Origin of the sequence: Mucilaginibacter rubeus, from assembly GCF_014643835.1 — a bacterium.
Classification (GTDB): domain Bacteria; phylum Bacteroidota; class Bacteroidia; order Sphingobacteriales; family Sphingobacteriaceae; genus Mucilaginibacter; species Mucilaginibacter rubeus.
On sequence record NZ_BMKD01000002.1, the window covers coordinates 619394 to 635104 of the forward strand.

11 protein-coding genes are annotated in these 15711 nt (G+C 43.6%); 4 read left to right on the forward strand and 7 right to left on the reverse strand.

Annotated elements, in window-relative coordinates; genetic code table 11:
* Nucleotides 1-53: 53 nt before the first annotated feature.
* The 4 genes from IEX80_RS09060 to IEX80_RS09075 form a co-directional block, all read right to left on the reverse strand.
* The gene (locus tag IEX80_RS09060; protein WP_176844331.1) at nt 54-620 is read right to left on the reverse strand and encodes a C40 family peptidase; all 567 of its coding nucleotides are present in this window, start codon (nt 618-620) and stop codon (nt 54-56) included.
* 188 nt (nt 621-808) lie between these two features.
* The gene (gene mutS / locus IEX80_RS09065; RefSeq protein ID WP_229701570.1) at nt 809-3418 is read right to left on the reverse strand and encodes a DNA mismatch repair protein MutS; all 2610 of its coding nucleotides are present in this window, start codon (nt 3416-3418) and stop codon (nt 809-811) included.
* 142 nt (nt 3419-3560) lie between these two features.
* On the reverse strand, nt 3561-5495 hold the full coding sequence (locus tag IEX80_RS09070; protein WP_188832701.1) for an LTA synthase family protein: 1935 nt from the start codon (nt 5493-5495) through the stop codon (nt 3561-3563).
* 233 nt (nt 5496-5728) lie between these two features.
* A complete protein-coding gene (locus IEX80_RS09075; RefSeq protein WP_091162386.1) occupies nt 5729-6292 on the reverse strand; it encodes a KilA-N domain-containing protein in 564 nt (187 codons plus the stop codon).
* Nucleotides 6293-6550: 258 nt separating this feature from the next.
* Here IEX80_RS09075 and IEX80_RS09080 point away from each other — a divergent pair, with 258 nt between their 5' ends.
* On the forward strand, nt 6551-7321 hold the full coding sequence (locus IEX80_RS09080; RefSeq protein ID WP_188832702.1) for an oxygenase MpaB family protein: 771 nt from the start codon (nt 6551-6553) through the stop codon (nt 7319-7321).
* A gap of 3 nt (nt 7322-7324) precedes the next feature.
* On the forward strand, nt 7325-8110 hold the full coding sequence (locus IEX80_RS09085) for a DUF817 domain-containing protein (RefSeq protein WP_188832703.1): 786 nt from the start codon (nt 7325-7327) through the stop codon (nt 8108-8110).
* Between the two features lie 151 nt (nt 8111-8261).
* Here the strand turns inward: IEX80_RS09085 and IEX80_RS09090 are convergent, their stop codons facing one another.
* From IEX80_RS09090 to IEX80_RS09100, 3 genes are all read right to left on the reverse strand, one after another.
* Complete coding sequence (locus IEX80_RS09090; protein WP_090526642.1) at nt 8262-8813, reverse strand: sugar O-acetyltransferase; 552 nt, start codon at nt 8811-8813, stop codon at nt 8262-8264.
* A gap of 309 nt (nt 8814-9122) precedes the next feature.
* Nucleotides 9123-9503 (reverse strand): hypothetical protein, encoded by a 381-nt coding sequence (locus tag IEX80_RS09095; RefSeq protein WP_188832704.1) that lies wholly within the window; start codon nt 9501-9503, stop codon nt 9123-9125.
* A gap of 33 nt (nt 9504-9536) precedes the next feature.
* Nucleotides 9537-10103, reverse strand: coding sequence for a DUF6252 family protein (locus IEX80_RS09100; protein WP_188832705.1), 567 nt, complete (start codon nt 10101-10103; stop codon nt 9537-9539).
* Between the two features lie 164 nt (nt 10104-10267).
* Here IEX80_RS09100 and ppnP point away from each other — a divergent pair, with 164 nt between their 5' ends.
* Nucleotides 10268-10549, forward strand: a complete 282-nt coding sequence (ppnP, locus tag IEX80_RS09105; RefSeq protein WP_090526637.1) for a pyrimidine/purine nucleoside phosphorylase — start codon at nt 10268-10270, stop codon at nt 10547-10549.
* 644 nt (nt 10550-11193) lie between these two features.
* The gene (gene gltB / locus IEX80_RS09110) at nt 11194-15711 is read left to right on the forward strand and encodes a glutamate synthase large subunit (RefSeq protein WP_188832706.1); all 4518 of its coding nucleotides are present in this window, start codon (nt 11194-11196) and stop codon (nt 15709-15711) included.

Genomic DNA, 15711 nt, shown 5'->3' on the forward strand with positions numbered 1-15711 from the left:
TTTAAGCTTAATATTGGTGTAATTCGCAAAAATCCTTCTAAAATTTGTGTTACTTAATTCATGCTTGTAGGTACGTTTTCAATAGAACCTGCCCTCGAAAAGTACTTGTATAATGATGGATCGCGCAGTTTTACGATGATCACTCCACGGCGCGAGCTGGCATGCACAACATACCCATTTTGCAGGTAAACACCCACATGGCTAAACTGCTTTCCGTCGAAATCAAAAAACACCAGGTCGCCTTCCTTTAGCTCGTCTTCATATTTTCGTTTTATGACGGATATCTGCTTGCTGGTCATGCGGGGAATGGTAATACCATAAACCTGCTGTTCCAGCAAAAAAGTCAGCCCTGAACAGTCGATCCCGTCTTTATCTAATCCACCAAATTTATAGGGTGTTCCCATCCATTGATCAATAAAAGCGTAAAGGCGACCATTTTGAATACTGCCCTTATCAACCTCCATAATTTCGGAATATTTTGAAGCGATATCAGGCGAGGGATTAACCACCTCACCCGGCTGGCCGCGCATAGCGGCCTTGCGCGAGTGACATGAACTTAATATAAATGGGGAAAGGAAAAGTATAAACAAATAAAAACTACGACGCAGGTATATGCTCATAAAGTAAAATTAACTTTAATGTTTATTGAGAGGATGCGGATGTTTTTAACATATTAACATGGGTGAAAGAAGTGTGCAAGTCCGATGTCCGAAAGTCCGGAAGTTAATTTCTTTAAATTAAAACCTTTACAAACTTCGACCTTTCTGACTCGCCGACTTTCGGACATCGGACTTTCGAACCTCGAAAATCAACTCTTCACCACCCTTTGAATTTCATCCAGTTTCATGAGTGCCTCAACCGGGGTTAGGGTATTTACATCAAGGTTGTTCAGCGTATCACGGATCTTCACCAGTACCGGGTCATCTATCGAAAACATCTGCATTTGTACAGCTTGTTTCTGCACCTTACGGATACTTTCTTTAATATGTTCGCCGCCGGTACGTTCGTTTTCCAATTTCTTTAGGATCTCATTGGCGCGGCTTAACACTTTTGAGGGCATCCCAGCCAGTTTAGCTACGTGGATCCCGAAGCTGTGTTCGCTGCCACCCGGTACCAGTTTGCGTAAAAATATGATCTGCTGGCCCACTTCTTTTACCGATACGTTAAAGTTTTTAACCCGGTTAAATGAGTTGCTTAATTCATTAAGCTCATGATAATGTGTAGCAAATAAGGTTTTAGCCCTTGCCGTTGGATGGTTATGCAGGTATTCGGCAATCGACCACGCAATGGAAATCCCATCATAGGTTGATGTACCACGACCGATCTCATCCAGCAGGATCAGGCTCCTGTCGCTCAGGTTATTGAGGATGCTTGCCGTTTCATTCATCTCTACCATAAAGGTTGATTCGCCGGATGAAAGGTTATCCGAAGCTCCCACCCTTGTAAAGATCTTATCAACCAGGCCTATTGACGCAGCTTTAGCCGGCACAAAACAACCCATTTGAGCCATCAGTACTATCAAGCCTGTTTGCCTTAATAAAGCCGACTTTCCTGCCATATTAGGGCCGGTAATAATGATGATCTGCTGGGTTTCCGAATCGAGATAAACGCTGTTGGTGATGTACTCCTCGCCTATTGGCAGGTTCTTTTCAATAACAGGGTGGCGACCGCCCTTAATGTCAAGTACCTTAGTTTCATTAATTTCGGGCTTAACGTAGTAGTTTTTAATGGAGATGGTTGCAAAGTTGAGCAGCACATCCAAACGGGCTATCAGTTGGGCATTCAACTGGATTGGCTTGATATATTCGGCCAGTGAATACAGCAGGTCATTATATAATTGTGTTTCAAGCGCCAGGATCTTTTCTTCGGCACCTAAAATCTGTTCTTCATATTCTTTAAGCTCGGGCGTAATGTACCGCTCGGCATTAACCAGCGTTTGCTTGCGGATCCATTCGGTTGGTACTTTATCCCTGTGGGCATGGGTAACCTCCAGGTAGTAACCAAATACGTTATTGAACGATACTTTAAGCGATGGGATCCCCGTTAATTCAGCTTCGCGCTTCTGAATCTCCAGCAGGTAGCCTTTACCACCGAAGGCGATCTTACGCAGCCTGTCAAGCTCCTCATTAATCCCCTCGTTCATTACAGAGCCTTTTACCAGCATCACCGGCGGCTCGGGGTTCAATTCCCGTTCTATCTTTTCACAGATCAAAGCGCAGGGGTTAAGCTGCTCGCCAATGGCACGCAGCGGGGCACTTTGTGATGATTCGGCAATCCGCTTAATTTGTGCTATGGCAGTAAGTGCTTTTCTTAACTGGCAAACCTCGCGCGGGTTGGCTTTTTGGAGGCCAATTTTTGAGATGAGCCTTTCCAGGTCGCCTATCTGGCGCAGGTATTGTAGCAGCTCTTCCCTTAGTTCTTCGTTTTCTATCAGGTATTCAACCACACCTAAACGATCATTGATAGCTTTGATCTGCTTCAACGGCATTACAATCCAGCGGCGCAATAAACGCGCGCCCATGGGCGAACAAGTATGATCAAGTACATCAACCAGCGTCATGGCGTTTTCGTTAGCCGAGCCAACCAGCTCCAGGTTGCGGATGCTGAACCTGTCGAGCCAAAGGTACCTATCTTCCTCTATCCTGCTGATGGCTGAAATGTGGCCCAGGTTGCGGTGTTCGGTTTCATTCAAATAATGAATAGCCACGCCGGCAGCGATGATGCCTAAATTCAGTTTATCAATACCAAAGCCTTTGAGCGATTTTACACCGAAGTGCTTAAGCAACGTTTCAGTGGCGTAATCGCCGCTGTAGGGCCATTCGTCAAGCGCATAGGTGTAAAAGCGGTCGCCATAAGTGTCTTTAAAATCGCGTGTACGGCTTTTGGGATAGATCACTTCGCTGGGCGAAAAACTTTGCAGCAGCTTATCAATATAATCGCTGTTACCCTGGGCGGTCATGAACTCACCGGTAGAGATATCTATCAGGGCAATACCTATCGTATTTTTTTCAAAGTGCAGCGAGGCCAGGTAATTATTGCTTTTTTGCTGAAGGATGTTATCGTTAGTGGCTACGCCGGGGGTAACCAGTTCGGTTACACCGCGTTTAACGATGTTTTTTGTAGTTTTCGGATCTTCCAGCTGATCGCAGATGGCTACACGCTGCCCTGCGCGTACCAACTTAGGCAGGTAAGTATCCAGCGAATGGTGCGGAAAACCGGCAAGCTCAATATGTGTAGCGGCGCCGTTTGCCCGGCGGGTTAGTACGATGCCTAAAATACCGGCAGCCTTTACGGCGTCTTCGCCAAATGTTTCATAAAAATCGCCCACCCTAAACAGCAGCAAAGCACCGGGGTACTTCACTTTGATAGCATTATATTGCTGCATTAAGGGGGTTTCTTTGGTAGTATCTTTAGCCAAGCGGTTACTCCTTCTGTTAATCGGGTAAAGTTAATGCATTAGCGGGGGTTTTAGGGTATTGTTGAAAAGTTGGGGTAGTGTGGATATGTAGAAATAAGTGTATCTTCCACACTGATTAGGCGTATCCGTTTCTACCGAAACCCTACTTCGCCACCAACTTCCCGTTCACAATCCTGTCTGCATAATCCTGTATCAAGGCTTTACAATCCTGCATGCCTTTTTGCATTTCGGCATTGGGTTGCGCGGTCATCAGATTTTTCTCCAGCCCCTTGTCACTCACAGCAAAAATGCCGGTGAAGTTTTTACCATCAAACAGGTAGGTATAATTACCCTGCATAAACTGGTATATGTTACCTGTTGAGTTGATAACCCTGGGCTGCTCATCGGGCAGGTTGCTCACCAAACTCCTGCCCCATGACCTGAAGGGTTTGTTATAACCGACTAAATCGACCAATGTTGGGTAAATATCCATTTGCGATGCCAGGTCGGTGCGTACACCTTTCAGATTATAAGCGCTGTTGGCACTGTAAAACAGAATTGGCACTGCGAAACGGTTAACCTGTTTGCTGTATTCGGGATAATAAGTTTGGCTGGTATGATCGGCTGTGATCACAAAAATGGTGTTGTTAAACCAGGGCTGTGTTTTAGCGTAGTTGAAAAAGATCCGCAAGGAATTATCTGTATACTGAACGCATTTATCAATAGCCAGCGGACCGCCCTTAAACCTGGCTTTATACTTTTCGGGCAGTTGATACGGATCATGCGATGACAGTGTGAACAGCGTAGCCATAAAGGGCTGTTTCTGTGTGCTTAGCGTACGCCCCATAAACTGGAAAAAATGCTCGTCCCAAATGCCCCAGATGCCGTCAAAATCTTTATCGTCGTTATATTCGGTACGGCCATAATAATTTTTGTACCCCAAAATACTGCCAAAACCCTGAAACCCCATCGACCCATTGGCTGCCCCATGGAAGAACGAGGTTTGATATCCCATACTGTCACAAACTGATACCACCGACTGGATATTCTGCTTAGCATAAGGCGATGATGTAAAAGCATTCTGAAAAGATGGGATCCCCGCTATTACCGATGATACAGCATGAATGGATTGCCGTCCTGTAGCGTAAGCATTGGTAAAAATAAGACTGCCGTTTGATAGTGAATCCAAAAACGGCGTATATGATTTAAAGCCTGGTATATTAACATCGCGGTTCATGCTGCCCCAATACTCGCGGGCCATGCTCTCCAGTATAATGATAACTACGTTGGGTTTAGCAGCCGGTTTGGTATTGTATTTTTTTACGGGTTTGATATTCCTGCTGATGTATGCTTCGTCTACCCAGTGTTGAAGCTTGTAGTTATTGGTTCCCAGTGTGCGGAATACAGCAAAAGGGGTGTTCAGCACAATATCGCCCTGGTTGGGAACAGTGATGTGTTTATATGCATCAACCATGTTGATAGGCCGTGTGCTATGTGCAAAATCGCCCCTGATACCACCAATAACCAGGGTAAGGATCAACAGGAAGGAAACTATCGACGACAGAAAATACACTTTCTTATCCGTTACCGCAGCGGGTTTTAACTTCACCTGTTTGTACAGCCAAACCCAGCAAACAGAACATAATATAAATATGATGATCACATACCAGTAAGCTTCCGAAAAATGGGTAAATAACAGTTTCTTGTTATTTTCATCGGCCAATACGTCAAGTGTTGCCTTGGTTGAACGCACCTGGCTAAAGCGATAGTAAATGATATCAACAAAGTTGGTGGCGTAAGCAAGCAAATTGGTAACAAAGTACAGGATAGCCATACCTTTTTGAAAAGCCGGCCGGGTATTTACAGTTAAGGGCAAAACGCTGAGCAGGATAAACAGGCTGTTGATGTACAGTAAAGCCGTTGTATCAAAGGCCATACCGTAATAGCACAATTTGAGCAGCGCCCAAAAGCTATCAACAGCGAACAGGTGCGTATTGAATGCAAAGAACAATACCCTTGCAATAAAATAAAACAAATACCCCAAAAACAGCCTGTATAAAAGTACTTTATATTCGGCCAACCTCAATTTACTTTCCATGAAAAACACGTTGCTTTAGTTTCCCCAAAGGTTTGACCGGCAGGGATTGATCAAATCCTAATTTCCCCGGGAGCTAATAAAAAGCGAAAGTAAAGAAAATTGGATTACAATTATTTAATACTAAATCAACGGTGATTTAATGACATTAGGTTGGCAAACTGGAGCGCTAAATATTTTTAAGAGCGGAAAACGAGTCCTTGGAAAGCTGATCCCCTCTTTTATAAACAATATATTCAAATAGCTTTCAATTGCCTGTATTGCCTTAAAGTGGCCTGGTTATTTCGTTTGATCCGGTAAGGCAGCTTTTTCAATTTTTCCTGTAATTGCATATAGGCCTGAAAATCGGCATTGCCCTGTAGTTTCTTCACCAGTTTATCCAACTGATCTTCAAACTTTACAATTTGCTTATAGGCCTCGTTGTTATCCCTTAAGTTGGGCAAAAATTCCCGGATGGTGCTATACACCCACACTTCAAACTTAGGGTTAAGCCAGCCGGCAAATTTCAACGCTAAAATTTCGCACATCCATAGTCCATCCAGTTTGTTCACAAATATCATTGCTTCCAGATCAGCAGAATTCTTTGTGCTGTTCCCTTCAAAATTCGATTCATTAAAAGGCAAGGGCATGCTTTTCAATTCGTCAATAAAATCTTTAGTTTGTTTCAGCTTTAAAAATTCTGTTGGGTTTTTCCCAAAGATCTTGCCCATTTCTGTGGCATTGATCATTAAATCCTTATCGCTGATATCAAACTCAACAACCTGATTATTAAATTCAAATTCAAAAACTGCATTTACCATAAGCCTGCTCCAAATATATTCCTTATTAAAATACAAGTATACCAACAGTAATTCTAAAACTATAAAAATTAGCAAAAAAATTTTAAATAATTAAAAAGCCATAAAAATTAGCAATCAATTAGTAACTGAATCTGATACCAACCTTCCACCACTCTAAATAAATCACCTGCTTCCTATTGCAAACTCAAATCATTTTAATAACTTTGAAATACAAAGTACTTTTATAAAATAAAGTAATAGCAACAAAAAACATATAACATGAACCTTTTTGTAGATGAACATTCGATAGTGCGCAGGATCTGGGGCAAGGCAGATACCATCCTGTTCATTTTCGCCGGGGCCGCAGCCGAGTTTGCTTTAAATAAGGCTGTCGACTGGCTTTATTTCACGGGCAAACTTCCTGCCGATCCTTTAGCACGCCTGTTTAGCACCGTAGCCTATTCGCGGCAAATCATTTTTTCGGAACGCGATGAAGCTTTAAAGGCTATTGATAAAATAAATGCCATTCATAAAGGTGTTGAAACCGCCCGTGGTTCCCAAATACCCGACTGGGCTTATCGTGATGTGCTGTTCCTGTTGATCGATCTGTCCATCCGTTCATATGAATTACTGGAAAAGCCTCTTAGCGCAGCCGAAAAAGCCGAAGTGTTTAACGTATTTAACCGGGTTGGCGAACGAATGCGGCTAACAGGGATACCATCAGATTATCAACACTATCTTCAAATGCGCAAAGAACACCTTGAACACAATTTAATTAACAGCGCCTTCACTGCCGATTTATATCATCAGTATAAAAAACATCTTGGTTTTGCCAGGTATCAGATTCTGAAGCAGGCACAGTTGCTAACCGTGCCCACACAGGTTAGCCAACAACTGCCGCTGGGTAAAATAGCCTGGCTTTGGCCTGTACTAAAGGTATATAAGGCAATAAAAAACCTTAAACCCGGAAAGTTTTTAAGGGATGCTCTCCTGCCGGTGCAATACAAAATCCAGATCCAGGGAATGGACCAGGCATATGCTTTAAATTAATCCATGAAAACAGCTATTAAACATTTCGGGATCTTTGTGCAGCAGCAGGCGCTCTCTTGCCTGTTCCCGGTTCTGGTATTTGCCATGCTGGCACTTTCGCATTTGTTTGCAGGCATTTTGCCCCGTTATGACTTTATGCTGATAGCTTGCCTGCTTATCCAGGCGGCTTTATATTATACCGGGATTGAAACTAAGGATGAAGCACTGGTAATTTGCATATTTCACCTGCTGGGCCTGTTGATGGAGCTTTTTAAAGTTCACTACGGTTCATGGGCTTATCCTGAGTTTGCTTATCTGAAAATAGGCGGCGTTCCGCTATATAGCGGCTTTATGTATGCCAGCGTTGCCAGCTATATGTGCCAGGCTTGGCGAAGGCTTAACCTGCAAATACAAAACTGGCCTACCCGCTACATTGCCCGCACTATAGGTATTTTGATATACTTTAATTTTTTTAGCAATCATTTTATGCCCGATATCCGCTATGGCATAGGCGTTCTGATCATTTATTTTTTCAGGCGGTCAGTAGTAGTTTTTCATTTACAGGGAAAAGTTTATCGCATGCTAACAATATTATCATTTATGCTTATAGGCTTTTTCATCTGGCTTGCCGAAAATATAGCTACCCGGCTTGGGGCCTGGCGCTATGCATACCAGCACCATGCCTGGACAGTAGTAAATTATCAGAAAATAAGCTCCTGGGCCTTCCTGGTAATTGTAAGCTTTATCATTGTTGCCGAACTGAAATTATTAAAAGACAGCACAAAGCCGTTACCGGTGTTATCAGCTTGAATACTTTCACAATGTCAAGCTCGGTAATTTCAAGTAAAGGGGCTAAGCATAAAAGAAGTTTCTTCAGTTCCTTCACATATGTCTAAAATAGCTTGCTCCCAAAGTCCCCAAATCCGAAATCGAAATTCCGAAATCCGAAATTATAATGAAATCACAATTCCCTGATCACCCGGCATGGATTTCCTGCAGCAACTATATTTGCCGGAATACTTTTGGTCACCACACTTCCTGCACCTATTGTCGTATTATCACCTATGGTGACTCCGGGACAAACAATTACACCACCACCCAGCCACACGTTATTGCCAATAGTAATAGGTGCCGCATATTCGGGGCCTTTGATCCGTTCGGCAGCTATTACCGGGTGATAGGCTGTATAGAGCTGCACATTGGGCGCCAGGAACACGTTATCGCCAAAGGTAACACGGGCACAATCCAATATAATGCAGTTAAAATTCAGAAACAGATTATCCCCGGCTATTATATTAAAGCCATAGTCGCAGTAAAAAGGCGATTGAATATCAATATTGCCTTTAAAGCTTCCCAGCAGTTGTTTTAACAGGGCGGTTTTGGTTTCTTTATCATCATAGCTTGCGGCATTGTATTGTGTAAACAATTGCCGGGCCTTTGAACGGGCGGCAACAAGTTCGGCATCTCCGGCATTATACAGTTCGCCGGATATCATTTTTTCAAGTTCAGTCATAGGGTAATGTTTGCATATGCAGGTTACAGGCAAATATAGGTGCTCAATATTTAAACCGGCCACTCATCAACAATGCAAACGCTGTTATAATTCGTTGCATTACCAGGGCATTTGCTTCAATAGGTGTGGTTAATGCACTGGACTTGGATTCATTTCAAATTTCAAAAACTATTCCTTTCTCGTTAAGTTATCTTAATAGTTAACTTTTCATAAATAAAAAGAAAAAAATATGAAAAATTTAAGAATAACAGCCGCAGCTATCGCCCTGTCATTAGCCGGCTCTTTGGCATTAGCTAACGGACACCAAGGTCAAAATACCGGTGTATCAGTAACAAAGTACACATTGACTACTGATACTGTGCCAGATAAAAATAAAAAGAAACCAAAAACTCCGGTACCCACACCAAAACCAACAGATCCTGTGCCAAGTCCAACACCAACGCCGACACCAACGCCTACTGATCCAAATCGGGTACCAACTCCTGCGCCAACGCCAACACCAAACCCTTCACCAACACCTAATACCCCTAATCCGGCGCCGCAGCCAAACACCCCTAACCCAAGCCCTATACCAAATACGCCAAGCCCGACAACACCAAGCCCGACACCTAATCCGTCGAGCCCAACCAGGCCAAGTCCTGGCCAATAATTACGGATCGGTTTAAAAAAGAACGCCCCGGGATATTGCAACCCGAGGCGTTCATGTTATATTTTCTAATTTATTTAATTACTGACCTGGGTAAAGGTATAAGGCAGATTAGTGAATGTACCACCTAATATCTGCGACGTTTCAATAGAGGCAATGGTACCATCATCATTATAGTTTACTTTTTTCGTGGTCATGCTATAGGTACCGGTTATCACATTTTTTGATGGATCTATAGAGGTAATTATGATAGAACCCGAACCTGGCTCAACCACCCCCACCTGATTATAGGATGTACCGCCTGTTGATGTGAAGTAAGCCATATTTACCCTGTTGGTAGCGTCAACCTTATAAGTAGCCACCGGAAAAGTATTGACATTGGTAGCATTAGCATCACTTAAAGTAATCGTCCATTTTACTCTTTTCAGGTCAGCAGTACCAACTACATTAAATGATTTTATTTTAGCAGTAGCATCATAATTTATAGTAGCGGTAACATCATCAGGGATCCATGATGTACCATTTATAGTTGCGGCAAGTATTTGGTCAGAAGTAGTGGAAGCAGAAGTAACAACGTCCTTTTTACAGCCCTGGAATATTATAGCTGATAAAACGAACAGCATTAATAGTTGGATTTTCCTCATATATAAATTTTATGCAAATAACGATGTTTAAGAAGTAATAATCACAACCGAAATTACTTTTTTCACATATTTTAACATTCGCCGGCACGGCGGCTTTTAATAGTTAAGCCCCAATTATAATACAATTCATTTTATTTAACCATATTAGGCCGAAATTTTTAAACATGATCAACGTAAACGAATATTTTGAAGGTGCCGTAAAATCACTGGCATACACCACTCCGCAAGGGCGCTCAACCATCGGCGTTATTGAACCCGGCGAATATGAATTTGGCACATCAAGTCACGAAACCATGACCGTAATTGAAGGCAGCCTTGAAGCTTTATTACCAGGCCAAAGCCAATGGCAAACTTTTACCAACGGTCAAGTATTTGAGGTTGAAGCCAATACATCATTTAAAGTAAAAACAGAAATACAGAGTTCATATTTGTGTACTTACAGATAGTTTATAACTATGGTTCATGGATCATAGTTGATGGTTCATAGGACCGATCAATAATTTGAAGCGAATCGTGCATTAGGAATAATAGGAGCGGATACCGGCCCGTGGCTAATCCTGTGTAGTATAAGCGGATAGCCCGCCGCAGGCAACGCCCATTCAGTTGGCAGCTTAAAGTAGGCGGTTAGCCGTTTTTTTGTCTGAACCCGAATTAAACTATTCCTTCGTTTACCCTGCAAAGATATTATGTGCCTCCGGTATCCCGAAACTTCTCCTATCTTCCTCAATTAATCCAACTTTCAATCATGATCTATGAACCATCAACTATGAACTAACTTCCCAAATCCTACTAATCACATAGGGAAACATCACAAAATTTAATTTGGCTATAGCTAAAAAGTCAGCTTTAATAAATGTATTGCACAAGTTTGGTATAACTTTATATTGATTCTAAATAATTTTTTTCGTACTTTCATTTTGTACATCATAATATTTATCTCTTTTTGTTGAGATAATGTTAAATAATTATGATTTAAATAATTGATTTTTTAGAAATCTTTAAAAATTACCGTAAATTTTATAATTTATTTGAGTTTTGGTAACTTCGTGGTTACACCCCTTATAAAATTGTAAACGGTTTAATTTAAACAATGGATCAAACTGATAGCCACCAGGGTCTTTACAGACCGGAATTTGAACACGATTCGTGCGGAACGGGATTTATAACCAATATCAACGGTCATAAAACCAACCAAATTATTGATAACGCGTTAACCATGCTTGAAAACATGGAACACCGCGGTGCGTGCGGATGCGACCCCGAGAGCGGGGACGGTGCGGGAATTTTAATACAATTGCCCCATGAGTTTTTAATGGAAGAATGCTCAAACCTCGAGATCAGCCTGCCGGAACCCGGCGAGTATGGTGTAGGTATGATATTTTTACCTAAAGATTCGGCCCAGAAAAAGGCCTGCCGTACCATTATTAACAATGCTATTGAAAAATTAGGTTTACATAAGCTGGGCGAGCGTAAGCTTACCGTTGATTCATCAGTTATTGGTGAAACAGCCCGCCAGGCCGAGCCTGATATTGAGCAAATTTATATTGCCCGCCCACATCATATTACCAACGCCGATGATTTTGAACGCAAATTATTCGTGCTCAGAAGGTATATCAACAAAACCATTACTGAAACGGTAGCCGGCGCTTCTGATAATTTTTATTTTACATCGTTAAGCTGTAAAACAATTATTTACAAAGGGCAGCTTACTACCTACCAACTGCGTAAATACTATACTGATCTTTCTGATCCGCGTATTGCATCGGGCTTTGCCATGATCCACTCGCGTTTCTCTACCAATACTTTCCCTTCATGGAAACTGGCCCAACCATTCCGCTTAATTGCGCATAACGGCGAGATCAATACCCTTACAGGTAACTTAAACTGGTTTTATGCCGGCCTGAAATCATACGCTTCGTCGTACTTTACTGCCGAAGAAATGGATATGTTGTTGCCGGTGATTGATAACAACCAGTCGGATTCTGCCTGTCTGGATAATATCATTGAAATATTGTTGCACTCCGGCCGTTCATTGCCCCATGTGATGATGATGCTGGTGCCTGAAGCATGGGATGGCAACGAAGCCATGGATCCGCTTAAAAAAGCCTTCTATGAGTTCCACGCTACACTAATGGAGCCATGGGATGGACCTGCCGCAATTACCTTTACCGATGGTAAACTGGTAGGAGCCCTGCTTGACCGCAATGGTTTGCGCCCACTGCGCTTCGTGGTAACCAACGATGGTCGTGTAATAGCCGCTTCTGAAGCAGGTACTTTAGCTATCGACGAAAGCACTGTTTTACGCAAAGGCCGTTTACAGCCCGGTAAAATGTTATTGATCGACACTGAAAAAGGCCGTATCATTACAGATGAGGAGATCAAGAAACAAGTTGCTTCACAGCAGCCATATGGCCGCTGGTTAGAAAACTATAAAATTAACCTGAGCGAGCTTTCAGAACCGCGTTTGGCTTTCGCCAGCCTGTCTGAAGCTTCTGTTTACCGTTACCAGCAGGTATTTGGCTACAGCCGTGAGGATATTGACACCATCATTAAACCAATGGCATTAGATGGCAAAGAGCCGGTAGGCTCAATGGGTACCGATGTGCCTTTGGCTATCCTTTCGGACAAACCTCAGCACCTGTCAAGCTATTTCAAACAGTTCTTCGCGCAGGTAACCAATCCGCCAATCGACCCGATCCGTGAGCGTTTGGTGATGAGCCTTGCTACCTTTATTGGCAACAATGGCAACCTGCTTGATGAGGATAAAATGCATTGTCATTGCGTGGTATTGAAACACCCGATATTGAAAAACCATCAGTTAGAAAAACTGCGCAGTATCGATACCGGCCTGTTCCACGCTAAAACACTGCAAACATACTTTAAGGCTGATGGCCTGCCGGGTTCACTGGAAAAAGGCATTGCACGCCTTTGCCGCTACGCCGAGGATGCTGTTGATGACGGCTTTGAGGTATTGATCCTTTCGGATCGTGCGGTTGATTCTGAGCATGCCCCTATCCCTACCCTGCTGGCTGTATCAGCAGTACACCACCATTTGATCCGCAAAGGTCGCCGTGGCGCTGTTGGCCTGGTTGTTGAAACCGGCGATGCCTGGGAAGTACACCACTTTGCTTGCTTACTGGCCTTTGGTGCTACAGCTATCAACCCGTACCTGGCGCTTTCAACTATTGAAACCCTTAAAGATAATGGCAGCCTTGAAACCAGCTACGATATCAAAAAGCTGCGGAATAACTACGTTAAATCTATTAACGATGGCTTGTTGAAGATCTTCTCGAAAATGGGGATCTCAACCTTACAGTCATACCATGGCGCACAGGTATTCGAGATCCTTGGTTTAAACAAAACCGTTGTTGACAAATACTTCCACGGTGCAGTTACCCGCATAGGCGGTTTAGGCCTCGATGAAATTGCCCGTGAAGCACTTTGCAAACACAAAATGGGCTTTGAAGCTAAAGGAGCTGACAACCTGTTACCTGAAGGTGGTATCTACCAGTGGAAACGCCGAGGCGAAGCCCATTTGTTTAATCCTACTACCGTTCACCTGTTACAGCACGCCACACGTACTAATAGCTACGAGGTATATAAAAACTATGCTAAGGCAGTAAACGAGCAAACTGAAAAACACTTCACCATCCGTGGTTTACTTGATTTTGCCCACCACCGCGAATCGATCAGCATTGATGAGGTTGAACCTGCAGAAAGCATCATGAAGCGTTTTGCTACAGGCGCCATGTCATTCGGCTCTATCTCACACGAGGCGCACAGCACCATGGCTATTGCCATGAACCGTATTGGCGGTAAAAGTAATACTGGTGAAGGTGGCGAAGACGAGATGCGTTACGACAAATTGCCAAACGGCGATTCGTTACGTTCTGCCATTAAACAGGTAGCATCGGGCCGTTTTGGGGTAACTTCAAACTACCTTACCAACGCCGATGAGTTGCAGATTAAAATGGCACAGGGTGCAAAACCAGGTGAAGGCGGTCAGCTGCCGGGCCACAAGGTTGACGACTGGATCGCTAAAACCCGTCACTCTACTCCGGGTGTAGGTTTGATCTCTCCTCCGCCGCACCACGATATTTACTCTATCGAAGATTTGGCACAGCTTATCTTCGATCTTAAAAATGCTAACCGTGCAGCCCGTATCAACGTTAAATTGGTATCAAAAGCAGGTGTAGGTACTATTGCAGCCGGTGTTGCCAAAGCACACGCAGACGTAATCCTGATTGCAGGTTATGACGGTGGTACTGGTGCATCGCCAATAAGCTCTATCAAACATGCTGGTTTACCATGGGAGCTTGGTTTAACCGAAGCTCACCAAACACTGGTACGTAATAAACTGCGCAGCCGTGTGGTACTACAAACAGACGGTCAACTGAAAACTGGTCGCGATTTGGCAATCGCAGCCCTGATGGGCGCCGAAGAATGGGGTGTGGCTACTGCTGCCCTTGTTGCCGGCGGTTGTATCATGATGCGTAAATGCCATCTGAACACCTGCCCTGTAGGTGTGGCTACTCAAGATCCTGAATTACGTAAATTATTCTCGGGCAAACCTGAGCATATCGTTAACCTGTTCCGCTTTATGGCCGAAGAGTTGCGTGAGATCATGGCCGAGCTTGGTTTCCGTACTATTCATGAAATGGTTGGCCGCGTACAGTTCCTGAAAGTGAAAGATAACCTGCAAAGCTGGAAAGCCAAAAAGATTGACTTGAGCGGCATCCTGCACCCGGTTACCAATACTAAAGGCATGACGCTTTACAACAGCGAATCACAGGATCATGGCATGGCCAATATCCTCGACTGGAAACTATGGGAAGCTGCGAAGCCTGCTATTGAAGATAAAACCCCGGTATTTGCCTCATTTGATGTGATCAACGTTGACCGTACCATCGGTACCTTGTTATCTAACGAGATCTCTAAAGTTTATGGTTCGGCTGGTCTGCCAGATAATACCGTTAACTTCAAATTTAAAGGTTCGGCTGGTCAAAGCTTTGCTGCTTTCACCACTAAAGGTGTTTCTTTCGAGCTGGAAGGCGAAGCTAACGACTATGTAGGTAAAGGTCTTTCGGGCGCTCAGATAGCCGTTTATCCGGCAGCTAATGCAACATTTGTACCTGAAGATAACATCATCATCGGTAACGTGGCCCTTTACGGCGCTACATCTGGCGAGTTGTTTGTAGGCGGTATGGCCGGTGAACGTTTCGCGGTACGTAACTCAGGTGCCACCACGGTTGTTGAAGGTATTGGCGACCACGGTTGCGAGTACATGACCGGTGGCCGTGCATTGATTCTTGGTAAAACAGGCCGCAACTTTGCAGCCGGTATGAGCGGCGGTATAGCCTGGGTTTATAACCCTGAAGGTACTTTTGCAGAAAATTGCAATACCGAAATGGTTGACCTTGACCCGCTAAGCGTACAAGACGAAGAGCAGATCCTCACCCTGCTGCGTAAACACATCACCTTAACCGGCAGCAAGCTGGCGCAAAAGATACTAAACAACTGGAATGAAGCATCAACCCAGTTTGTGAAAGTATTCCCGAGAGAGTATAAAAAAGTATTAGAGAAATTACAATATCAAACCATAGGCTAA

Excerpts from the sequence above, each read along its gene's own strand:
- IEX80_RS09100 (WP_188832705.1), bottom strand. The coding sequence starts at position 10,103 with ATGAGGAAAATCCAACTATTAATGCTGTTCGTTTTATCAGCTATAATA.
- IEX80_RS09060 (WP_176844331.1), bottom strand. The coding sequence starts at position 620 with ATGAGCATATACCTGCGTCGTAGTTTTTATTTGTTTATACTTTTCCTT.
- gltB (WP_188832706.1), top strand. The coding sequence starts at position 11,194 with ATGGATCAAACTGATAGCCACCAGGGTCTTTACAGACCGGAATTTGAA.
- IEX80_RS09075 (WP_091162386.1), bottom strand. The coding sequence starts at position 6,292 with ATGGTAAATGCAGTTTTTGAATTTGAATTTAATAATCAGGTTGTTGAG.
- IEX80_RS09085 (WP_188832703.1), top strand. The coding sequence starts at position 7,325 with ATGAAAACAGCTATTAAACATTTCGGGATCTTTGTGCAGCAGCAGGCG.
- IEX80_RS09090 (WP_090526642.1), bottom strand. The coding sequence starts at position 8,813 with ATGACTGAACTTGAAAAAATGATATCCGGCGAACTGTATAATGCCGGA.
- IEX80_RS09080 (WP_188832702.1), top strand. The coding sequence starts at position 6,551 with ATGAACCTTTTTGTAGATGAACATTCGATAGTGCGCAGGATCTGGGGC.
- IEX80_RS09070 (WP_188832701.1), bottom strand. The coding sequence starts at position 5,495 with ATGGAAAGTAAATTGAGGTTGGCCGAATATAAAGTACTTTTATACAGG.
- ppnP (WP_090526637.1), top strand. The coding sequence starts at position 10,268 with ATGATCAACGTAAACGAATATTTTGAAGGTGCCGTAAAATCACTGGCA.